The sequence below is a fragment of the Streptomyces sp. NPDC000075 genome, from assembly GCF_040301925.1.
Taxonomy (GTDB): domain Bacteria; phylum Actinomycetota; class Actinomycetes; order Streptomycetales; family Streptomycetaceae; genus Streptomyces; species Streptomyces polychromogenes.
This window is the reverse complement of the sequence record NZ_JBEPFL010000019.1, coordinates 1-20815: the sequence shown is the minus strand read 5'-3', so window position 1 is coordinate 20815 and position 20815 is coordinate 1. Positions and strand designations below refer to the sequence as shown.

The window sequence follows — 20815 nt, the reverse complement described above, 5'->3', positions numbered from 1 at the left end:
CGCGGGGTGTGTCAGGTCAGGGTGGCGAGTTCGGCGGCGAGGTTGCGGCGGGCGGGGGCCTCCCAGTGGGCGGCGCCGTACGGGGTGCGGAAGAGCCGGGGCAGGGCGAGGAGCTGGCGCAGGACGGCGGCGCGGCCGGTGCGGAAGGCCTCGTCCGGGACGAAGGCGTACTCGGCGCGGACGGCGGCGGCGTAGGCGGCGTAGGCGCCGGGGTCGTCGGGGCGGCCCGCGAGGACGGCGAGGTCGGCGTCGCAGAGGGCCTCGCCGTTGGTGTCGCCGGGGGCGGGGTCGTGGGTGACGGTGAGCCGGACCAGGCGGGCGACCTCGGCGGTGCGGGCGGGGCCGACGCCGAGCTCGGGGAGGGCGCGCTCGGCGAGGGCGGCGCTGCGTTCCTCGTTCTCGGAGCGGTCGGGCCGGTAGACGGCGTCGTGGAACCAGGCGGCCAGTTCGACGGCGGTGGGGTCGGCGGCGTGCGGGGCGAGGAGGTCGAGGCGTGCGAGGACGTCGGCCAGGTGGGCGGTGGTGTGGTAGCGGCGCTGGGGCTCCGCCCAGGCGGTGAGGAGGCGGTCGGCGTAGGGGGCGGGGTCCTGGCCGGCCCCGGCCGCGGCGGCGGTGGCCGCCCAGCGGCGGCGCAGCGTGTCGGTGTCGGTGCCGGTGTCCGTGCCGGTGCGCGTGGGGGTGTCCATGCGGACATTGTGCGGGTGGCCTGATGGTGCTGGTGATGGGTGGGCCGGGGCCCGTACCCTGATATTGGACTAGACCTATTTTCCCTATGTTCCGAAGGATGGGATCACATGAGCAACCGTGCGCTCCTGGAGGTGATCGCCCTCGACGCGGAGGACGCGGTCGCCGCCCAGGCGGGTGGGGCCGACCGGCTGGAACTGGTCACCGACATGGCCGCCGACGGGCTCACCCCGTCGCGCGAGACCTTCGCGGCGATCCGCTCCGCGGTCGACATCCCGCTGCGCGTGATGCTCCGTCTGACGGACGGGTTCGCGGCGGGCGACGTCGCCGCGCTGGCCCGGGCGGCGCGGGAGCTGCGGGCGGAGGGGGCGCAGGAGTTCGTCCTCGGGTTCCTGCACCCGGACGGCAGCCCCGACCTCGCGGCGGTCGAGACGGTCCTGGCGGAGCTCGACGGCTGCCGGTGGACCTTCCACCGGGCCATCGACCGCGCGGCGGACCGGGACGGCCTGCGCAAGGCGCTGGCCGACCTGCCGGGGCTGGACACGTACCTGACGGCGGGCTCGGCGGCCGGGGTCCCGGAGGGGCTGGGCGTCCTGATCGCGGAAGCCGCGGCGGGCCGGCGCGGCGAGCCGGGGTACGGGCCGCGGATCCTCGTCGGGGGCGGGCTGGCGTTGTCGCACGTGCCGGTGCTGAGGGAGGCGGGCATCGACGCGTTCCACATCGGCGGCGCGGCCCGTCCCTCCGGGTGGGGGCGGCCGGTGTCCGCGGAGGCCGTCGCGGAGTGGCGGGCGGCGCTGGGGTAGTCCTGCCGGGACGGGGCCGGGGGCCGGGTGCGGGGGCCGCTGCGCGGAGCCTCTCCCCGCCCCGCCCTTTCTCCGTTTCTCCCCCGGCTACCGCCGGGAGGTGCCCCCAGGGGCTCCGCCCCGGACCCCGTTGCGCTCAAACGCCGCGCGGGCTACATACAGCCCCGCTACGCCAATGCCGCCGGCAGGGGGGTCGCGTGGTGGGTTGTGAGGCCTGAGACGGCTCGGGTGAGGCAGACGTACAGGCGGCGCAGACCGGTGCGTTCGTCCGGCTCGCCGTCCACGATCGCCGCCGGCTCGTCCAGCACGACGTAGTCGTACTCCAGACCCTTGGCCAGCGACGCCGGAACCAGCGTCAGCCGGGACTCGGCCGTCGTCTCCTCGCCGGGCGACAGGTACGGCAGCCCCGCCGCCACCAGCGCCTCCGCCAGCAGCGGGATCCGCGCGTCGGCCGCGATCAGCCCCACCGAGCCCTCGTACGCGAGGAAGTCCCGGCAGGCGCCGATGACGTCCGCCACCAGCTCGTCCGGGGCCGACGCGGACACCGTCAGCGAACCCGGGGTCTCACGCACCGACGACACCGCCGCCAGCCCCGGCGAGATCTGCGGCAGCAGCCGCGACGCGTACGCGATCACCTCGCGCGGCACGCGGAAACCCGCCGTCAGCTCCTCCAGCACCGCCTCCGGCTTCCCCAGGTGCTCCAGCGCCTCGCGCCAGCTGCGCGTGGCCCACGGGGTCGTGCCCTGCGCGAGGTCGCCCAGGACCGTCGCCGAACCCGTCGTGCAGCGGCGGCCCACCGCCCGGTACTGCATGGGGGACAGGTCCTGCGCCTCGTCGACGACGACGTGCCCGAGCGAATGCGTCCGCTCCACCAGGTCCGCGGCCTCGTCGATGAGCACCAGGTCCGCCGCCGACCACTTGGCCGACTTCACGCTCCGGAACGGCTTCGGCCACAGCAGCAGCTTCTGCTCCTCCTCCGTGAGCACCCCCTCGGCGTGCTCCGCCAGGAACGCGGGGTCCGACAGCAGCCGCAGCACCAGCTTCGCCGGTTCGACCAGCGGCCAGACCGCCTTGACCGCCGCCTTCACCGCCGCGTTGCGGGCCACCGCGTCCTGCACCCGGTCGTCCGGCGCCTCGCCCGCCTGTTCCATGCGCACGAGGACGGCGTGCGCGATCCGCTGCGGCAGCGCGTCGCGGGCGGCGCCGTAGCGGATGTCGCGGTTCTGGAGCTCGGTGACGATCTCCTCCAGCTCGTACGCGGGCACCCGCCAGCGGCGCGAACCGCGGACCACCATCAGCGGTTCGGCGGGCACGCTGACGTGCGAGCGGACCGCGCGGCGCAGCACCTCCGCCATCCGGGCGTCGCCCTTGACCACGGCGGTCGCGGCGGCGTCGGTGCCGCGCACCTCCAGACCGGGGCGGGCGACGAGGTCGTCGACGGTGGCCTGCTGCACCTCCAGCTCTCCCAGGGCCGGCAGGACCTGCTCGATGTAGTGCAGGAAGGAACGGTTCGGCCCGATGACGAGCGTGCCGGTGCGGGCGAGCCGCTCGCGGTGCGCGTACAGCAGGTACGCGACCCGGTGCAGGCCGACGGCCGTCTTCCCGGTGCCGGGGCCGCCCTGGACGCAGACCGAGCCGGACAGGCCGGAGCGGACGATCTCGTCCTGCTCGGGCTGGATCGTCGCGACGATGTCGCGCATCGGGCCGACGCGGGGACGTTCGATCTCCTGCTGTAGCAGCTTGCTGACGGCCGCCGCCTCGGCCGGGTCGGAGAGGTGCTCGTCCTCGTACGCGGTGAGGTCGCCGCCGGTGTACCCGAAGCGGCGGCGCAGGGCGATGTCCTGCGGGTCGGCCTTGGAGGCGCGGTAGAACGGCTGCGACACGGGGGCGCGCCAGTCGATCACCATCGGGTCGCCGTCGGCGTCGTGGACGTGGCGGCGGCCGATGTAGAACTGCTCGCCCCCCGCGCCCTCGGCGAGGTCGGCGCCCGGGGCGTGGAGGTAGTCGAGGCGGCCGAAGAACAGCGGGGTGTGGGCGAGGTCGGCCAGCGCCTTGATCCGGTCGTCGATCTGCGCCTGGAGGACGGCGGCGTTGACCCAGTTCGCGGTGACGTCGCGGATGTCGAGGGCCTCGACGTCCTCGCGCATCGCGCGCAGGGCGGCCCGGGAGGCGGCCAGGTGGGCGCGCTCGCGGCCGAGCAGGCCGGCGGTGTCGGGCGTGGTGTCGGGGGCGTGCGCGGTGTCGGGGGCGTGCGCGGGCACGGGACTGCCTCCAGCGGCTTCGGTGCGGAACAGAAACCCACCGGTTACCGGCCGGTGGGCGGCTCTCCCCGGTACGGCGGCGGGAGGCGGCAAGAGCGGAGATTGTAGTCAGCGGGCGGGGCGGGCGCGAATGGATTTACGGGTGGATGTACGGGTGGATGTACGGGACGCGGATCCCGGGCCGCCGGTACCCCCGAACGGGTGTCATACCCCGGGGTGTCAGACCTTCGGCAGAGCCCTAGGGGAACCCATGGGACGTGAGGAGGACCCCGGGGCCCGTGAAGTTGGCTCTCCAGACCGATGTGCACGGCCGGGCGAAAACGCACCATGGATCCATGAGCACCGCAACCTTCACCCCGATCCAGGGCGGCCGCCCTAGCGGCGCCACCGCCACCGCCTCCCACCACCCCCGGCACCGCGTCGGGGACGCCCTGCGCGCCGTCAAGGTCTTCGCGACCGCCGTCGTGAGCGTCGCCGTCCTCGGCGAGTACTCCGAGGACGCCGGCGTCATACGCCGCTGACCTGCGGTCACGGGCGTGTGGCCTGATCCCGGCGGAGGGTGTGCGCTGATCCACTAGGGTCACGCGCGTGACCCGCAGCACCGATCCCGACCGCTCGCCGTCGCCCCTCGCCGGCATGCTGGTCACGGGGGCGCTGCTCACCCTCGGCGTCCTGTGCGTCGCCCTGCGCGTCCCGACCGCCGACGCCTGGCTCAGCGGCTTCTGCGCCGCCGACTGGCACCCGCCCGCCGGCTACCCGCCGTTCGCCGCCATCCTCCTCACCCCCGCCGCCTGGCTGCCCGCCGGTGTGCTCAAGGCCGTCCTCGTCCTCGGGAACGGCGGCCTGCTCGCCCTGCTGGTCCTGCTCTCCTGCCGCCTCGGGGGAGTACGCGCCCGGCCGGGTCCCGTCCTGGCCGCCACCATCGCCGGGCTGTGGCTGGAGCCGCTGTTCCAGAGCCCGCTGCCCGGACAGATCAACCTGGCCCTGGCCTGCCTGACCCTGTGGGACCTGGGCCGGCCGCGCGCCGCCCTCGGCCGGGGCTTCGCGCTGGGCACCGCCGCCGGGATCACCCTGGCCCCGGCCGTGTTCATCCCGTACCTGCTGCTCACCGGCCGCGTCCGGGCCGGCCTGACCGCCCTGGCCGGCCTCACCGGCACCGCCCTGCTCGGCGCGCTGGTCCTCCCCGAGGCCTCCGCCGCCTTCTGGGCGCACCTGCCGCCGGCCGCCGGCGGGGCGCCGCTGCTGCACTGGCGGCACTTGTGGGTGTGGGCCGTCCCGCCGCTCACCGTCCTCGTGGCCAGGGCGGCCGCCGCCCTCCGGCGCCGCCGCCCAGGGCCCGGACCCGCACCCGGCCCCGGTACCGGCCCCGTGACGACGGGCCGGATCCCCGCCCCGAGGTCACCCCTGGGGCGGGACGGCGAGGGCGGCTCCGGCCCGGTCAGTCACCCGCCAGCAGCTCGTCGGCGTCCATGATCCGGTACGCGTACCCCTGCTCCGCCAGGAACCGCTGGCGGTGGGCGGCGAAGTCCTGGTCGATCGTGTCGCGCGCCACGACCGAGTAGAACCGCGCCTCGTGCCCGTCCGCCTTCGGCCGCAGCACCCGGCCCAGGCGCTGCGCCTCCTCCTGCCGGGACCCGAAGGTGCCCGACACCTGGATGGCGACCGTGGCCTCGGGCAGGTCGATGGAGAAGTTCGCGACCTTCGAGACCACCAGGACGTTGATCTCGCCCTCGCGGAAGGCGTCGAAGAGCTTCTCGCGCTGCGCGTTCGACGTCTCGCCCTTGATGACCGGCGCGTCCAGGTGCTCGCCCAGCTCGTCCAGCTGGTCGATGTACTGGCCGATGACCAGCGTCTGTTCACCCCGGTGCTTGTGCACCAGCGCCTCGGTGACCTTCCGCTTCGTCGCGGTCGTCGCGCAGAAGCGGTACTTCTCCTCGGTCTCGGCCGTCGCGTACGCCAGCCGCTCCGACTCGGTCAGGTTCACCCGGACCTCGACGCAGTCGGCGGGCGCGATGTAACCCTGCGCCTCGATCTCCTTCCACGGCGCGTCGAACCGCTTCGGCCCGATCAGGGAGAACACGTCCGACTCCCGGCCGTCCTCACGCACCAGGGTCGCCGTCAGACCGAGCCGGCGGCGCGCCTGGAGATCGGCGGTGAACTTGAACACGGGCGCCGGCAGCAGGTGCACCTCGTCGTAGAGGATCAGCCCCCAGTCCCGCGAGTCGAACAGCTCCAGGTGCGGGTAGACGCCCTTCCGCTTCGTGGTGAGGACCTGGTACGTGGCGATCGTGACGGGCCGGATCTCCTTGCGCGTACCCGAGTACTCGCCGATCTCCTCCTCCGTCAGCGACGTCCGCTTCACCAGCTCGTGCTTCCACTGCCGCGCCGAGACCGTGTTCGTCACCAGGATCAGCGTGGTCGCCTTGGCCTTCGCCATCGCCCCCGCCCCGACCAGCGTCTTGCCCGCACCGCACGGCAGCACGACCACGCCCGACCCGCCGTGCCAGAACCCCTCGACGGCCTGCGCCTGGTACGGCCGCAGCGCCCAGCCGTTCTCCTCCAGCTCGATCGGGTGCGCCTCGCCGTCCACGTACCCGGCGAGGTCCTCGGCCGGCCAGCCCAGCTTCAGCAGCGTCTGCTTGATCTGCCCGCGCTCCGACGGGTGCACCGCCACCGTGTCCGCGTCGAGCCGCGCCCCGACCAGCGGGGTGATCCGCTTCGACCGCAGGATCTCCTCCAGCACGGGCCGGTCCGTGCTGGTCAGCACCAGCCCGTGGACGGGGTGCTTGGAGAGGGTCAGCCGCCCGTAGCGGGCCATCGTCTCGGCCACGTCGACGAGCAGCGCGTGCGGGACGGGATAGCGGGAGAACTCCACGAGCGCGTCGACGACCTGCTCGGCGTCGTGCCCGGCCGCCCGCGCGTTCCACAGCCCCAGCGGGGTGATCCGGTACGTGTGGATGTGCTCGGGCGCCCGCTCCAGCTCGGCGAAGGGGGCGATGGCCCGGCGCGCGGCACCGGCGAGCTCGTGGTCGACCTCCAGGAGGAGGGTTTTGTCGCTCTGGACGATGAGAGGCCCGTTCACGCCTGTCCCTTTCCGGCGGGGTGGCGGCCGCCCGGGCGCGGGCGGCCAAACCTCCAGTCTGCCGCATCCCGCCGCGGGCGCGGCTACGCGTCGAGGTGGGGCAGCGGCCCCGACGGGTACGGGGTCTCCACCGGGAGCAGGGCGCGGGCCGCGCCGGTGTCCCCGGCGCGCAGCAGGCTGTGGATCTCGCGGACCAGCGGGGTGACGTCGCGGATGGCCACCGTCCACTCGTCCGCGTAAGCCCGCGACGCCGGGCCGGACAGGCCCAGCTGGAGGGACCGGTACGGCAGCGGGTTCAGGTGCGGGTCGCGCTCCGGGTCCCACTGGACGCGGACCGGGGAGCGGGACAGGGTCCTCTTCCAGTCCGCGCGGTCGGTGTGCACGCGCGGCGCGTAGTGCGACAGGCAGGCCTGCGCCAGGGCCCCGTCGAAGCCCTCACGGCTGATCTCGACGGCCAGCACCGTCTCCTGGCCCTCCTTCGTGGCCCAGCCGCAGCGGTACATCATCCACAGGAACGACGGCTTGATCCACGTCATCCGCTCCCGCTTCCAGGCCGGCGGGAAGCGGCCGTCGCGGGCCGCCGGCAGACCGAGTGCGGGGGAGTACGCCTGGTACACCGTCACGGTGCTGGCGGTGTGCGCGGCGCGGATCTGGCGCGTGGGGATGTCCGGGGTCTGGGTCTCCTGCATGAGCCCAGCGTGCGGGCCGCGCACCCCGGCCCGCCAGGCATTTTCCCTACCGGGGGTCCCCTAGACCTGGTCCTCCGCCAGTTCCGCGACGCCCGTGATCCGGTGCAGGGCGTACGTGCGGACCTCGTCCGCCGTGTGGTCGTAGCCGGTGACGAAGCCGCCCTCCACCCGCACCGGGGCGATGACCCGCTGGCTCGCCGCCCCCTCCGCGTTGACGTACCCGATCCACACCGCCGACCCCGTCAGCGCGGCCGCCTGCACCGTCGCCAGGGTCTCCGCCGCGCTCGTACGGGGCAGTTCGCCCGGCGCCGGGGCGCCCGACTGCCCGGCTGGCTCCTTGCGGACCGCCGTCGCCGCCAGGTCACCCGCGCGGATCGCCCGTACGGCCGCACCCAGCAGCGTCGCGTCCGGCACCGGCGGCCCGTCCGGCACCGGCACCGGCGCCGCGCGCTCCGGGGTGCGGTACGCGGCCGCCCGCGCCACCAGCACGTCACCCGTACGGGACTCCGCCGCCGGGGCGTACCCCATCGCCCGCAGCCCGTCGAGCAGCGCACCCGGCTCCGCCTGCGCCGCCAGCACCGTCGGCGCGAGCCGGCGCAGCCCCAGGCCCGCCGAGCGCCTGTCCGCCAGGATCTCGCCCAGCATGGCGTCGTCGTCGCAGCGCACGTACGAGGAGGCCGCGCCGACGCGCAGGTGCCCGTGCCGCCGGGCCACGTCGTCGATCAGGTACGCCAGCGGCTGCGGCACCGGGGTGCGGCTGTGCTCGGCGAGGAAGGCGTGCAGGTCGGAGGCGGTCTGCCCGGAGTCCAGGGCGCGGCGCACCGAGCCCGGCGTGAACCGGTACACCGTCGCCCCGCCCTTGGACTCCACGTCCGCCAGCACCGCCAGCACCTCGCCCAGCGGCCGGCGCAGCGGCCCCGGCGCCACCGCCGTCAGGTCGGCCTGGAGCAGGACGTGGTCCACCGGCTCCGGCAGCAGCGGCGCCAGCAGCGGCGCCGGGTCGCGGCCCTCCAGCAGGGCCCGGCCGAACGCGCTGAGCGCGCCCCGGCCGGTGACGCCCAGCACCTCGGCGTCGTGCAGGGTCCAGTGCGCGAGCCGGGCGCGCAGGTCGCTCGTACCGCGCTCCGGACGCTCCCACGCGAGCCGCTCCAGCAGCGCGTCCGGGTCGGGCGAGCCGCCCTCGGGCAGCGCGGCGAGGAGCTCCAGGACCCGGCGGCGCACCTCGGGCGCGGGCGAGCGGTCCAGGTCGGGGCCGAGCGCGGCCAGGGTGCGGCCCTTGGCGTCCTGCTCACCGACCATCCCGGCCGTACGGGTGGCGGCCAGCCAGGCAGAGGCGAGCGCCGACCACCGTTCGGCGGGGGGAAGTTCGCACCAGTCGTCGAAGGCGGGCGTCGGCGCGTACCGTTCGTCGGCCTCGCCGTCGCTGGCCAGCAGCCCGGCCGCGTAGGCGAGTTCGATCCAGAACGCGGCCGCCTGCTCGGTGGTGTCCAGGGCCGACGCCGTCCGCTTCAGGTCGCGCACGGCGAGCCCGCCCGCCCGCAGCACCAGCGGACCGGTGTGCTCCCAGGACTTCACCAGCTCCTCGACGGTGGCCAGCGCGGCCAGCGCCTGCCCGGCGGCGTTCGCGTCCACAAGCTGTGGACGGTGCTCGCGGTGCACGCCGACCGGCGGCGCCACCGGCGCCGTCGCCCGGTGCGCCAGCCCGCCGCGCAGGTGCAGGGCCACCTCGCGGGGCAGTACGACGGTGCGCGGCGAGGCCGGCAGCAGCAGCCCCCGGTCCCGCAGCCAGCGCACGGGCGGCGCCGGGTTCGGCGTCACCTCCCCGTACGGCGGCCCCCACACGAGCCGCCCCAGCACCTGGTGGGCCTCCGCCGGAGCCCCGTCCAGCAGCGCCGACATCCGCTCCGGGTCGGTGAACAGCCCGGTCAGCGCGGCCACCGCCGACACCGGGTCGTGCGTGGCGGGCAGCCCCGCCGCCGCGACGATCTCCTGCACCCGGGTCGGCGACATCCCCGCCGTGGCCTCCGCGACGGTGGGCCCCAGGCCCGTCGGGGAGGGCCGCTGCGCGGACGGGGCGAGCAGCTCCCGGGCGGTGCGCACCAGGCGCAGCCGGTCGTCGTCCCCCCACACCAGGGCCTGGTCGCGCAGGGTCCCCAGGGCCCGGGGGAGGGCGTCGCGGGCCGCACGGTCCTTCGTGTCCTCACCGCCGGTGCCGGTGAGCAGCTCCTCCAGCACCGGGTACGGGCAGGGGTCCGGGGCCACCGCGAGAGCCTCGGCCGTCTGGAGGGCGAACCGGTCGAGGCGGTCCAGGGCCCGCACCACCGACGCCCGGGTGCCGGCCCGGGTGGCCAGCTGCGTGACGTCGCCGGGCACCGGGTTCAGCAGGTCGGGGCGGGCGTGCAGCAGCGCGGCGAGCGCCGCGTCGTCGCGGGCGCGGAGCGCCTCGGCGAGGGAGCGCGGAGGGGGTGCGGTGGTGCTTCCGGGCGTACGTCCCGTCGTGCTTCCCTGTGGACTTCCCTCGGGCACGGTGCTCGCCTCCTGGTCACGTCGGCCGGTCGTCGGCCGGTCCCCATCCGGGCAACGGTATCCGCTGCGCCGACGACCGCTCCACGCGTGCACGCGCTACCTTCTGGGGCGTGGGGATCGAGAGCGACCATCTGGTCTACGAATACCTGAGCCGGGTCGGCGACTTGGCGCAGCAGCGGCAGCTGTCGTCGGGGGACCGGATGCGACTGGTGGCGGGGCTGCGCGACGAGATCGACCGGCGGCGCGCCCGGTTCGAGCCGGAGACGCCGGAGGCGGTGCGGGCCGTCCTGGAGCGGCTCGGCACCCCGGAGGAGGTCCTGGCCGAGGCGGCGCGGGCCGCCGAGCCCGCCGCCGCACCGGACCCGGCACCGGCCTCGGTACCGGTCCAGCGCGGCAACCGGCGCCGTCCGAAGTCCGCCCCGGCCCCGGAGCCGCAGAACGTGCCGCCGCACCTGGCGGGCCTCGACGAGCTGGGCGGCGCGTCCTCCGGTGACGGCGAACCCGACTGGTGGCGGCTGCCGTCCACCGGCCGCGGGCCGCAGGTCGAGGGCTTCGCGGGCGGCATCGAGATCCCGGAACTGCTGGGCCTCCCGGACGAGGAGGAGCCCAAGCCCACCGCGCCGCCCGGCCCCGCCCCGGAGGGCGGCGGCCTGCTGCGCCACCTGCGCAAGCGCCGCGAACGCCGGGAGGCGGCCCGGGCGGCGGACGCGGACCAGGCCGGGCCGGCCAAGACCCCGCGCCCCCGCCCGCACGGCTTCCTCCTCCTGTCGGCGCTGCTCCTGGCGGCGGGCGCGCTCACCGGCTACTGGCCGCTGCTGGGCGCGGGCGCGCTGGTGGCGTACGTGTCCCGGGTGCTCGGGCCGCTGGAGCGCAAGTGGGTGATCCTCGGCGTGCCCGCCGGGGTCTTCACGGCGGCGATGCTCTGGCTGTGGGGCCGCACCACGGGCCGCTGGGGCGACCCCCTCCCGACGGACCAGCTGGGTCCGGCCTTCCAGTCGATGTGGCCCGCCCTGGCCCGCACGGCGGGCGCCGTCCTGGCGGCGTACCTGACCTGGCGCAGCCGACGGCGGTAGGGAGCGGACCGCTGGGCGGGGCGAAAGCCCCGGCCCTTCTCCGAGACCGCCCAGGTCAGACCCCGGCAACCCCGCACCCGGGCCCCGCCCCCCAACGGCACACCTCTGGCCGAAAATGGGGCAAGAGCTGACATTCCGCCAAATAACGCTATCCGATAAGCCAACCTCCGCTTACCCTCCCGCGCCCCGCTGGAGTCTCGGCACAATGGCGCTATGACCTCCCACCTCCCCCCACAGCTCACCGTCGGATTCGACCTCGACATGACGCTCATCGACTCCCGCCCCGGCATCAGGGCGGCGTGGCAGGCGCTCAGCGCGAAGACCGGCGCGTACATCGACGCCGACCTGGCCATCACCCGTCTCGGGCCCCCGCTGGAGGAGGAACTGGCCTACTGGTTCCCCGAGGAGCAGATCCCCCCGATGCGGGACCTGTACCGGGAGCTGTACCCGGACTACGCCATCGAGCCGACGCCGGCGATGCCCGGCGCCCGGGAGGCGGTCAAGGCGGTCCAGGCGCTCGGCGGCCGGGCGATCGTCGTCACGGCGAAGAACGAGCCCAACGCCCGCCAGCACCTCGACCACCTCGGCATAGAGGCCGACGCCGTCATCGGCTGGCTCTGGGCCGAGGGCAAGGCCAAGGCGCTGCGCGAGTACGGCGCGCAGGTGTACGTCGGCGACCACATCGGCGACGTGCGCGGCGCCCGGACGGCCGGAGCCCTGTCCGTGGCGGTGGCGACCGGCCCGTGCGCGGAGCCGGAGCTGCGCGAGGCGGGTGCGGACGTGGTGCTGGAGGACCTCACCGCGCTGCCGCAGTGGCTGGCGGAGTTCGCCCGCACCCTCGCGGTCTGAGCCCGGCCGACCCGGCCGGGAGAAGGGGCGTCAGGCGGCCTGGGAAGCCCGGGCCGCCCGGCGCTGGGCCGCCGCCGAGCGCAGCACGCCCGCGGCGGAGATCGCGAAGCCGACGCCCATGAGCATGCACACCGCCCACGCGTACGACGGGAACGGGTCGGTGCCCAGGAACAGCGGGGCCATCGTGGCGAGCGTCGCCACGGCGCCGACGATGAAGACGATGCCGCCGGCCTTGACCAGTCCGTCGCCGGGCCGGGCTTCGTCGGGGTGAGGAGTAACAGTCACCCCACCAGGGTAGTTCCCTGGCCGAAGCGGTGGAGCGGGAAGGACCGGGGAACGTCTTGCCACCCGGACCAGGACCATTAGCCTGGAGGAGGCGGGTCGAAGGACCCGCTGTACTGCTATCCGGAGCCGTTCACATCGGCAAACCGGACCCGACGAGCACAAGGACAGAGGACGGACGTGCCTACCGGCAAGGTCAAGTGGTTCAACAGCGAGAAGGGCTTCGGCTTTCTCTCCCGTGACGACGGCGGAGACGTCTTCGTGCACTCGTCGGTGCTCCCCGATGGGGTCGACGCGCTCAAGCCCGGGCAGCGCGTCGAGTTCGGCGTCGTCGCGGGACAGCGCGGTGACCAGGCGCTTTCGGTAGTCGTGTTGGAGCCGACGCCCTCCGTGGCGGCCGCGCAGCGACGCAAGCCCGACGAGCTCGCCTCGATCGTGCAGGACCTGACGACCCTGCTGGAGAACATCACCCCGATGCTGGAGCGCGGCCGCTATCCCGACAAGGCGCACGGCGCGAAGATCGCCGGCCTGCTGCGCGCGGTGGCCGACCAGCTCGACGTCTGATCGTTCCCGCGCGCGTACATCCGCGTACACCGGTGCCCCGCCGCTCCTCCGAGCGGCGGGGCACCGTCGCGTGCGGCCCGCGGTTACGGGAAGCTCAGGGCGTCCGGGCCGATGGCCGGAACCAGACCTTCGGCCGCGGCCCTGGTCAGCAGCCCGCGCACGGCCGCGTAGCCGGCGTCGCCCAGGTCGGCGGTGAACTCGTTGACGTACAGCCCGATGTGCTGGTCGGCGACCTTCGGGTCCAGCTCCTGCGCGTGCGCCCGTACGTACGGCCGGGAGGCCTCGGGGTCCTCCCACGCCATCCGCACCGACGTGCGGGCCGCCTCGGCCAGCGCGCGCAGCGTGTCCGCGCCCAGCGAGCGCTTGGCGATGATGGCGCCGAGCGGGATCGGCAGGCCGGTGGTGGACTCCCAGTGCTCGCCCATGTCGGCGAGGCAGTGCAGCCCGTACTCCTGATAGGTGAACCGGGCCTCGTGGATGACCAGTCCGGCGTCCACCCGCCCGTCGCGCACGGCGGGCATGATCTCGTTGAAGGGCAGCACGACGACCTCGCCGACCCCGCTGGGGAGCACGTCCGCCGCCCACAGCCGGAACAGCAGGTAGGCGGTGGAGCGTTCGCTCGGCACCGCGACCGTCTTCCCGGCGAGGTCCAGTCCCGGCTCGCGGGTGAGGACGAGCGGGCCGCAGCCGCGCCCCAGGGCGCCGCCGCAGGGCAGCAGCGCGTACTCCTCCAGCACCCACGGCAGGACCGCGTACGAGACCTTCAGCACGTCCAGCTCGCCACGCTCGGCCATGCCGTTGGTGACGTCGATGTCGGCGAAGGTCACGTCGAGGACGGGCGCGCCCGGGACGCGGCCGTGTGCCCACGCGTCGAAGACGAAGGTGTCGTTCGGGCAGGGCGAGTAGGCGATGCCGAGCGTGCTCAGGGGGGTGCGGTCGGGGGTGTGGTCAGCGGTCGCGGTCATGGCGTTCTCCCCAGGTGACGAGTACGGGGCCCAGCGCGCGGAACCCGTCGGCGAGGGCGGCGAGCGCCTCCCCGATCCGCCAGGCGGCCCGGTCGCGCGGCCCGACGGCGTTGGACACGGCGCGGATCTCCAGGACCGGCAGCCCGTGCGCCGAGGCCGCCTCCGCCACCCCGAAGCCCTCCATCGCCTCGGCCCCGGCGAGCGGGTGCCGGGCGGCGAGCTCGGCGGCGCGGGCGGCGCTGCCGGTGACGGTGGAGAGGGTGAGGACGGGCGCGAGGAGCGCCCCGGTGGCCTCGGCGGCGCGGGCGGCCAGGTCGGCGGGCGGAAGGTGCACGCTGCGGCCGAAGCCGAGCTCCCGCACGGGGACGAAGCCCTCGGGGGTCTCGGCGCCCAGGTCGGCGGCGACGAGCGCGTCGGCGACCACGAGCGAGCCGAGCGGGGCGGCGGGGGCGAACCCGCCGCCGATGCCGGCGGAGATGACGAGCGAGTAGTCGGCCAGCGCGAGCGCGGTGGCCGTGGCGGCCGCGGCGGCGGCCGGCCCGACACCGCCGACGAGCACGTCGGCGGCGAGGCCGGGCAGGTCCCGGCGGGTGATGAGGTAGCCCCCGGGGAGGGTGCGCGGTTCAGGCGTGACCGGGTCCTGATGAGGGGTGAGGCCGGAGGCCACGGAGTCGGCCTCCGCGGCCACCGCGGTCACGATCAGCGCGCGCACGCTGCGCCGCCGCCGCTTACTTCTTGAGCTTGAGCTTGAAGGACCAGACGGCGAGGGGCTTGCCGTCCTCGCCGACCTGGACGAAGCCCAGCATCTTCGACTGGGGCGCCTCGCCCTGGCCGCCGGTCGCGAAGACGTCGGCGCCCGCGAAGCTGCGGTAGGTGTTCGCGGAGGGCTCGGTGATCGGCTGGCCGTCGAGGACCGCCTGCCACTTGTTGCCGTCCTCGACGATCTTCGGCTCGACACCGAGGCGCAGCGTGTCGCCACGGCCGTACTCGATGGTCTTGGCGTCCTTCACGCCGGTGAGGCACTCCTGGACCTTGTCCATGGAGAGGTCCTTGCCGCCGTCGGCGCGGCAGTCGGACTCGGCGGACACCGAGGAGCCGCCGACGGTCACCGTCGCGAGCGGCGTCGGCTTGTCGCAGGCGGACAGGAGGAGGAGGCCGGCGGACACGGCTCCGAGGGCCGCGACGCTGCGGCGGGCCCTACCCGGGAAAAGCGGTGCGGTCATGAGCCGAAGGCTATCTGGCCGCCGGGCCGCGCCGCCGCACGGGGGTCCTACGGCGGCGTGCCCTTGCGCTCCGCGGGGGGCGGGGGGCTCTGCGGGGCGGGGTCGGCCGGGGGCTCCGCGCCTCAATCGCCGGCGGGGCTGAAATTTCGCTGCGCGAAATTCAGCCCGCGCAGGCACCTGCCCGCGCCGTTACGCCACGCGGGTCTGGGTGGAGCCCCGGCGGTGGGTGGTGAGGAAGCCGCGCAGGGCGATCGCCGTGCCCAGGGCCACCACCGCGGCCGCCACCGACATGCCCAGGACACCGTTCAGGGGGAGGGCGATGCCGATGCCGCCGCCCAGGACCCACGCCATCTGCAGGAGGGTCTCCGAGCGGGCGAAGGCGGAGGTGCGGACCGCCTCCGGGACGTCGCGCTGGATCATCGCGTCCAGGGAGAGCTTCGCCAGGGCCTGGCAGAAGCCCGCCGTGCCGGCCAGGACGGCCATGAACGGGCCGCTGAACAGGAGCGCCGCGAGGACCGCCACCCCCAGGGTGGCGGCCAGCACCGACGCCACGATCGCCTCGGGGGCGCGGGCCCGCAGCCAGGCCCCCACGGCGGTGCCGCACGCGTTGCCCACGCCCGCCGCGACGCCCACGATGCCGAGGGAGACGGCCGCGCTCTGGCCGCCCAGCGGGTGCTCGCGCAGCAGGAACGCCAGGAAGAAGATCAGGAACCCGGACAGAGCCCGCATCGCCGCGTTCGCCAGCAGCCCGCACAGCACCGGACGGCTGACCGTGCGCAGCCCGGGCCGTTTCGAGTGCGCCTCGTGGGTGGAGAGGCGGGCCCGGCGCTCGCCCTTGGCGTCGTCCACCTTGTGCGGCAGCTGGAACGCCGCGAACGTCCCCCACACGAAGATGGCGCAGGCCCCGTACAGCGGCCACGGAGGTCCGAGCAGGTGCAGCGCGGCCCCGACCGGCGCGGCGGCGCCCGTCGCGAGGAGCCCGGCGAGGGTGACCCGGGAGTTCGCCTTGACGAGGGAGAACCCCTTCGGCAGGAGGCGCGGGACCACGGCGCTGCGTACGACGCCGTACGCCTTCGAGGCGACGAGGACGCCCAGCGCCGCCGGGTACAGCTCCAGGCCGCCGGTGGCCACCGCGCCCGACATCATCACCGCGAGCAGCGCCCGCGTCAGCATGGCGCCCGCCATCGCCGCCCGCCGTCCGTGCGGCAGCCGGTCCAGCAGGGGGCCGATGACGGGGGCCAGCAGGGTGAAGGGGGCCATGGTGATCGCCAGGTACAGGGCCACCCGTCCGCGTGCCTCGTCCGTGGGAACGGAGAAGAACACCGTCGAGGCGAGCGCGACCGTGATCATGACGTCGCCGGCGCCGTTGATGGCGTGCAGCTCGATCAGCCGGCCGAGCCCCGATTCCCCGGCCCCGTGGGCGTGGGTGACCCGACGGATCCCGCGCGCCGTACCGGTGAACGGGAGGTGCAGGGCACGCCCGACCGCCCGGCCGGCCCGCCTGGCCGGTCCCGAGCCGTCTGGGGACGACCGTGCGGGAGCCACGTGGCCATAGTGCCCCAGACCGCCCGCCGGGACCCGTCCCGGCGTGTCGGGGTGCGCTCCGGGGGCGGTCGCCGGGTGCTCCGGGGAGGCTCGCGGGGTTGGTCCGGGTGCCTCCGATGTCCGCGAATCGGACCTCGCATGTGGGCCGAAGGCTTCAGAGGAGGTAGCGTGCGTAGCGCGCCACCGGCGGTTGCTCTTGGCCGCGCGCCTCTTCGCGATCCCGCAGAATGGATCACATGGGGTGCGCCCGAGGCCGATCGGGGCGCGGACGTCGACGCGGCCCTCTGGTCCGCTCCGCCCGCGCTACGTACGGACGAGACCGACGGGTCGTTGTGGACGACAGTACGGACGGCGCACTCGTGAGACGGCGTAGGAGAGAACGAGACCTGTGAGTGCTGCGACGACGCGAAGCCGTACCCCGCGTACCCCCGCCCCCGACCGCCTGTGCGTCGAGGCCGTGGAGCTCGCCCGTGAGGCCGCCGAGGAGGCCGCCTACCCCGGGGTGGTGGGCGAGCACGTCTCCGCCGTAGCGGAGGGCGACCGGGTCGTCACGCACTTCTTCGAGTGCAAGGAAGCGGGCTACCGGGGCTGGCGCTGGGCCGTCACCGTCACCCGCGCGTCGCGCGCCAAGAACGTCACCCTGAACGAAACGGTGCTGCTGCCGGGTGACGACGCGCTGCTCGCGCCGGAGTGGGTGCCGTGGAGCGAGCGGCTGCGGCCGGGCGACATGGGCCCGGGCGATCTGCTCCCCACGGACGCGGACGACCTGCGGCTGGAGCCCGGGTACAGCGGCGAGGACGTGCCGCCCCCGAACTCGGCGGTGTCGGCGGAGCTGGCCGAGCTGGTGGAGGCGGAGGACGCCGACGTCACCGACCGGATCGTCGTGCCCGCGCGCGGCTCGATCACGGCCGTGGCGGAAGAGCTGGGGATGCGGCGTGCGCGGGTGCTGTCCCGGTACGGGCTGCACACGGCCGCCGACCGCTGGGACGAGTCCTTCGGGGCCAAGACCCCCATGGCGCAGGCCGCGCCGGCCTCGTGCGTGTCCTGTGGCTTCCTGGTGGCCATCGGAGGGTCGCTGGGGCAGGCCTTCGGGGTGTGCGCGAACGAGTTCGGGCCGGCCGACGGGCGGCTGGTGTCGCTGTCGTACGGGTGCGGTGGGCATTCGGAGGCGGCGGTGATGCCGAAGGCTCCGAGGCCGGCGGAGCCGGTGCTGGACTCCATGGCGATGGACGAGTTCCCGCTGCGGCCGGCCGTGGAGCCGGATCCGGCGGCGGCGTCGGACCTCCCGTCCGAGGACCTGGGTCACTCGTAGCGGCACTCGCGCCGTGCGGGGCGCTGCCCCGCGCGGCGGTCCGCACGTACCCTCGGTGCCATGGACATGGTGGGGATGACCGGGCGGGTGACCGGGGCCGTGGGGCCGGGGCTCGTCGGAGAGGTCATCGTGCACATCAGGGGCGGCGCCGAGCACTTCCTCGCGTACCCCGCCCCCGGCGAGCGCGCGCGCATCGAGGTCGGGGCCGTCGTCACCGTCGTGGAGCACCAGCCCCCGCGCACCGTCTACGTGATGGGCGTCTACGACGACTGAGCGCGCCCTCGTATCAAGATGGCGACAAGAATGATCCGGCCACTTCTCCCGTGGCCCCCGGCAGGCGCACACTCACCTCCGTCGGTGCCGAACGGCACCGTGCTAAGGGGGCGTTGCCGATGGCTATCGGCGTCGTGGCGGGAGTCGTTCTCGCCGCAATCATTGCCTTGATCGGCCTGTTCAAGCTCATGTGGCGGGTGGCCGAACCGAACGAGGCGCTCGTCATCTCCGGGTCCACGCACAAGACCGAGGGCATCGGCGAGGGCATGGGCTTCCGGATCGTCACCGGCCGCGGCACGCTCGTCGTGCCGGGCGTGCAGGCGGTGCGCAAGCTGTCGCTGGACCTCAACGAGACGCAGCTGAACGTGGACTGCGTGACCCACCAGGGCATCCCGCTGCGGGTCAAGGGCGTCGTGATCTTCAAGATCGGCGACGACTACGTGTCCATCGCCAATGCCGCGCGCCGCTTCCTCGACCAGCAGAAGATGATGCCCGAGCGCGTGCACATCGTCTTCGCCGGCCATCTGCGTTCCATCGTCGGCGGTCTGACGGTCGAGGACATGATCCGGGACCGGGAGAAGCTGACCGGGCAGACCCGGGCGGCCTGCGGGACCGAGATGGAGAAGCTCGGGCTGATCGTGGACTCCCTCCAGATCCACGAGATCGAGGACCCGACGGGGTACATCAAGAACCTCGCGATGCCGCACGCGGCCGCCGTCCAGCGTGACGCCCGCATCGCGCAGGCCGAGGCCAACCGGCTGGCGACCGAGGCCGAGCAGACGGCGTTCGCCCGGATGGCGGAGGCCACCCGCGACAGCGAGATCCTCCAGGCCGGTTACCAGGCCGAACGGGACAAGGCCGCGGCCACCGCCCGGCAGGCGGGCCCGCTGTCGGAGGCGGCCGCCCGCCAGGAGGTCGTCGTCCAGGAGACCCGGGTCGCGGAGCTGGAGGCGCACCGGCGGGAGCAGCAGCTCCAGGCGGACGTGCGCAAGCCCGCGGACGCGGCCGCGTACCAGACGAGGACGCTCGCCGAGGCGGAGCGCGACGCCCGCATCTCGGCGGCGCAGGCCAAGGCGAAGGAGACCGAGCTGGCGGCGGCGGCCGAGGCGACCCGGGTGAAGACGGCCGCGGCCGCCGAGGCCCAGGCCACCGAGGCGCGCGGGCACGCGGCGGCCACCGCGACCCGCGTCAGCGGTGAGGCGGAGGCGGCGGCCACCCAGGCCAAGGGCCTCGCGGCGGCCGAGTCGGCGCGGGCGAACGGTCTCGCGCAGGCGGAGGCGGCGAAGGCCAAGGGTCTGGCCGAGGCCGAGGCGATCAAGGCGCGGGCCGCGGCCCTCGCGGAGAACCAGGAGGCGGTGGTCGCCCAGCAGCTCGCCGAGAACTGGCCGGCGATCGTCGAGGCGGGCGCCGGGGCGTTCGGCAACGTCGAGCACATGGTGCTGCTCAACGGGGCCGAGGGGATGTCGGAGATGTTCGCGAAGGCCCTGACGATGGGCGGTACGGGGCTGGGCGTGGCACGCCAGCTGCTGGCGTCGATGGCCGTCCAGCAGAAGGGGGAGGGGGAGGGGCCGGCCTCTGCCGTCACCCCCGTGAACGGCAGAGGCCCCGGCCGGACGCAGATCCCGATCGACGAGGACCGGGTCTGACCGGCGGCGGGCACCGGCTGACGGCCGGAAACCGATCTTAGGCCGGTGCCGGCCGCAGGAATGTGCGTTGCGCGCAAGGATCGTTGACCTTGCGCGCAACGCGTTTACGGCGCAGTTCCGTGGGGCTCGTGCCGTAGGCGCGGCGGAAGGCGCGGGTGAAGACGGCGGTGCTGCTGAAGCCCCAGCGGGAGGCGATGGAGTGCACCGGCCGGGCCCTCGGGCCGGACCGCAGCAGATCGGCGCGGGCGCCCGCCAGGCGGCGGCCGCGGATGGTGGCGGCGACGCCCGCGGGGCGGTCCTGGAAGAGCAGGTGCAGGCGGCGCAGGGAGATGTGGTGGCGGGCGGCCACGGCGCCGGGGGTCAGCTCCGGGTCGCCGAGGTTGTGCTCGATGTAGGTGTCGATCTGCCGCAGCAGGGCTTCCTCGCGGGCTTCGGCGGGGAGGTCGTCGTAGACGTCGAGGCGTTCGGCGAGGCAGGCGGTCGCCAGGCCGAGGGCGGCCGAGCCGAGCCGGGCGAGCTCGCGTTCGCCGCAGCCGTGGGCGTGGGCCCCGATGCTGCCGAGGAACTGGGCGAGGGCCGCGCCGGTGCCGCGGGTGGCGGGGATCCGCTGGGCCAGCAGCCGGTCCACCCGTTCGGGGCGGAACGGGAGGGCGGTGCGGGGGAGTTGGAGCACCACCGTGCGGGGCGGCGTGGCGCCGGGCTCGTAGGGGTGGGAGGTGTCGCAGAGCACGAGGCCGCCGGTGACGAGGGCCAGTTGGTAGCGGTCGGGGCCGGGGTCGGGGGTGCGGGGGGTGGTGGACACACGGACGGGGCCGAGATCGAGGTAGTCCACGTTTCCCGCCCCCGTTCTGATGTCCGCCATGGGCATGCCATGCCCTCCGTTGTGGGCTGGGACGCGGCTCCGCTCCCCGGCGGTTCCGGGCGCGGGTGCCGCTGCGCGGGGCGAGGTCCCCTACCCGCCCTTCGCCCGTTCCCTGGGGCTCCGCCCCAGACCCCGCGCCTCAAACGCCGGCGGGGCTGTTCATAGCCCCGCCGGCG

At 74.8% G+C, this 20815-nt stretch carries 20 protein-coding genes; 9 read left to right on the top strand and 11 right to left on the bottom strand.

The features are described 5' to 3' along the window. Positions 1–11: 11 nt before the first annotated feature. Positions 12–686, bottom strand: a complete 675-nt coding sequence (locus ABT403_RS22065; protein ID WP_344162784.1) for an HD domain-containing protein — start codon at positions 684–686, stop codon at positions 12–14. A 108-nt stretch (positions 687–794) separates the two neighbouring features. Between ABT403_RS22065 and ABT403_RS22060 the strand changes: the two genes are divergently transcribed. Beyond that, entirely contained in the window at positions 795–1487 is a 693-nt protein-coding gene (locus ABT403_RS22060; protein ID WP_344162787.1) for a copper homeostasis protein CutC, read from the top strand. 167 nt (positions 1488–1654) lie between these two features. Here ABT403_RS22060 and ABT403_RS22055 read toward each other — a convergent pair whose 3' ends face one another. Beyond that, on the bottom strand, positions 1655–3748 hold the full coding sequence (locus ABT403_RS22055; protein ID WP_425580235.1) for a HelD family protein: 2094 nt from the start codon (positions 3746–3748) through the stop codon (positions 1655–1657). Between the two features lie 335 nt (positions 3749–4083). On the opposite strand from ABT403_RS22055, the gene ABT403_RS22050 reads away from it, so the two are divergent. Both ABT403_RS22050 and ABT403_RS22045 read left to right on the top strand, forming a co-directional pair. Next, positions 4084–4269, top strand: a complete 186-nt coding sequence (locus tag ABT403_RS22050; protein ID WP_344162790.1) for a hypothetical protein — start codon at positions 4084–4086, stop codon at positions 4267–4269. Between the two features lie 67 nt (positions 4270–4336). Further along, entirely contained in the window at positions 4337–5221 is an 885-nt protein-coding gene (locus tag ABT403_RS22045; protein WP_344162793.1) for a glycosyltransferase family 87 protein, read from the top strand. Here ABT403_RS22045 and ABT403_RS22040 read toward each other — a convergent pair. The 3 genes from ABT403_RS22040 to ABT403_RS22030 form a co-directional block, all read right to left on the bottom strand. Continuing rightward, on the bottom strand, positions 5187–6830 hold the full coding sequence (locus tag ABT403_RS22040) for a DNA repair helicase XPB (protein WP_344162796.1): 1644 nt from the start codon (positions 6828–6830) through the stop codon (positions 5187–5189). The two genes, ABT403_RS22045 and ABT403_RS22040, sit on opposite strands and share 35 nt — an antisense overlap. A gap of 83 nt (positions 6831–6913) precedes the next feature. After that, positions 6914–7519: a DUF4291 domain-containing protein gene (locus tag ABT403_RS22035; protein ID WP_344162798.1), complete on the bottom strand. Its 606-nt coding sequence runs from the start codon at positions 7517–7519 to the stop codon at positions 6914–6916. A gap of 60 nt (positions 7520–7579) precedes the next feature. After that, a complete protein-coding gene (locus tag ABT403_RS22030; protein ID WP_344162800.1) occupies positions 7580–10045 on the bottom strand; it encodes a helicase-associated domain-containing protein in 2466 nt (821 codons plus the stop codon). Positions 10046–10155: 110 nt separating this feature from the next. Here ABT403_RS22030 and ABT403_RS22025 point away from each other — a divergent pair, with 110 nt between their 5' ends. Both ABT403_RS22025 and ABT403_RS22020 read left to right on the top strand, forming a co-directional pair. Further along, complete coding sequence (locus ABT403_RS22025; RefSeq protein WP_344162802.1) at positions 10156–11118, top strand: hypothetical protein; 963 nt, start codon at positions 10156–10158, stop codon at positions 11116–11118. Between the two features lie 213 nt (positions 11119–11331). Beyond that, the gene (locus tag ABT403_RS22020) at positions 11332–11967 is read left to right on the top strand and encodes an HAD family hydrolase (RefSeq protein ID WP_344162804.1); all 636 of its coding nucleotides are present in this window, start codon (positions 11332–11334) and stop codon (positions 11965–11967) included. A gap of 30 nt (positions 11968–11997) precedes the next feature. Here ABT403_RS22020 and ABT403_RS22015 read toward each other — a convergent pair whose 3' ends face one another. Further along, the gene (locus tag ABT403_RS22015) at positions 11998–12252 is read right to left on the bottom strand and encodes a hypothetical protein (protein ID WP_344162807.1); all 255 of its coding nucleotides are present in this window, start codon (positions 12250–12252) and stop codon (positions 11998–12000) included. Positions 12253–12429: 177 nt separating this feature from the next. Between ABT403_RS22015 and ABT403_RS22010 the strand changes: the two genes are divergently transcribed. Next, positions 12430–12813 (top strand): cold-shock protein, encoded by a 384-nt coding sequence (locus ABT403_RS22010; protein WP_042811480.1) that lies wholly within the window; start codon positions 12430–12432, stop codon positions 12811–12813. An 83-nt stretch (positions 12814–12896) separates the two neighbouring features. Here the strand turns inward: ABT403_RS22010 and ABT403_RS22005 are convergent, their stop codons facing one another. From ABT403_RS22005 to ABT403_RS21990, 4 genes are all read right to left on the bottom strand, one after another. Beyond that, a complete protein-coding gene (locus ABT403_RS22005; RefSeq protein WP_344162811.1) occupies positions 12897–13778 on the bottom strand; it encodes a 1,4-dihydroxy-6-naphtoate synthase in 882 nt (293 codons plus the stop codon). Continuing rightward, positions 13762–14490, bottom strand: coding sequence for a futalosine hydrolase (locus ABT403_RS22000; protein WP_344162814.1), 729 nt, complete (start codon positions 14488–14490; stop codon positions 13762–13764). Before ABT403_RS22000 ends, ABT403_RS22005 begins: the two co-directional genes overlap by 17 nt. A 16-nt stretch (positions 14491–14506) precedes the next feature. Next, a complete protein-coding gene (locus ABT403_RS21995) occupies positions 14507–15001 on the bottom strand; it encodes a DUF2771 domain-containing protein (protein ID WP_344162817.1) in 495 nt (164 codons plus the stop codon). A 189-nt stretch (positions 15002–15190) separates the two neighbouring features. Then, positions 15191–16546, bottom strand: a complete 1356-nt coding sequence (locus ABT403_RS21990) for an MFS transporter (protein WP_344162820.1) — start codon at positions 16544–16546, stop codon at positions 15191–15193. A 388-nt stretch (positions 16547–16934) separates the two neighbouring features. On the opposite strand from ABT403_RS21990, the gene ABT403_RS21985 reads away from it, so the two are divergent. The 3 genes from ABT403_RS21985 to ABT403_RS21975 all read left to right on the top strand — a co-directional run bounded on the left by ABT403_RS21985 (position 16935) and on the right by ABT403_RS21975 (position 19777). Further along, positions 16935–17858 (top strand): DUF3027 domain-containing protein, encoded by a 924-nt coding sequence (locus ABT403_RS21985; RefSeq protein WP_344162823.1) that lies wholly within the window; start codon positions 16935–16937, stop codon positions 17856–17858. Positions 17859–17924: 66 nt separating this feature from the next. Beyond that, positions 17925–18131 carry an NfeD C-terminal domain-containing protein gene (locus tag ABT403_RS21980; RefSeq protein ID WP_344165744.1) on the top strand — a complete coding sequence of 69 codons (207 nt, stop codon included), beginning with the start codon at positions 17925–17927 and terminating at the stop codon, positions 18129–18131. A gap of 119 nt (positions 18132–18250) precedes the next feature. After that, positions 18251–19777 carry a flotillin family protein gene (locus ABT403_RS21975; RefSeq protein ID WP_344162826.1) on the top strand — a complete coding sequence of 509 codons (1527 nt, stop codon included), beginning with the start codon at positions 18251–18253 and terminating at the stop codon, positions 19775–19777. Positions 19778–19814: 37 nt separating this feature from the next. Here the strand turns inward: ABT403_RS21975 and ABT403_RS21970 are convergent, their stop codons facing one another. Continuing rightward, a complete protein-coding gene (locus ABT403_RS21970; RefSeq protein WP_351649602.1) occupies positions 19815–20639 on the bottom strand; it encodes a helix-turn-helix domain-containing protein in 825 nt (274 codons plus the stop codon). Positions 20640–20815: the final 176 nt, after the last annotated feature.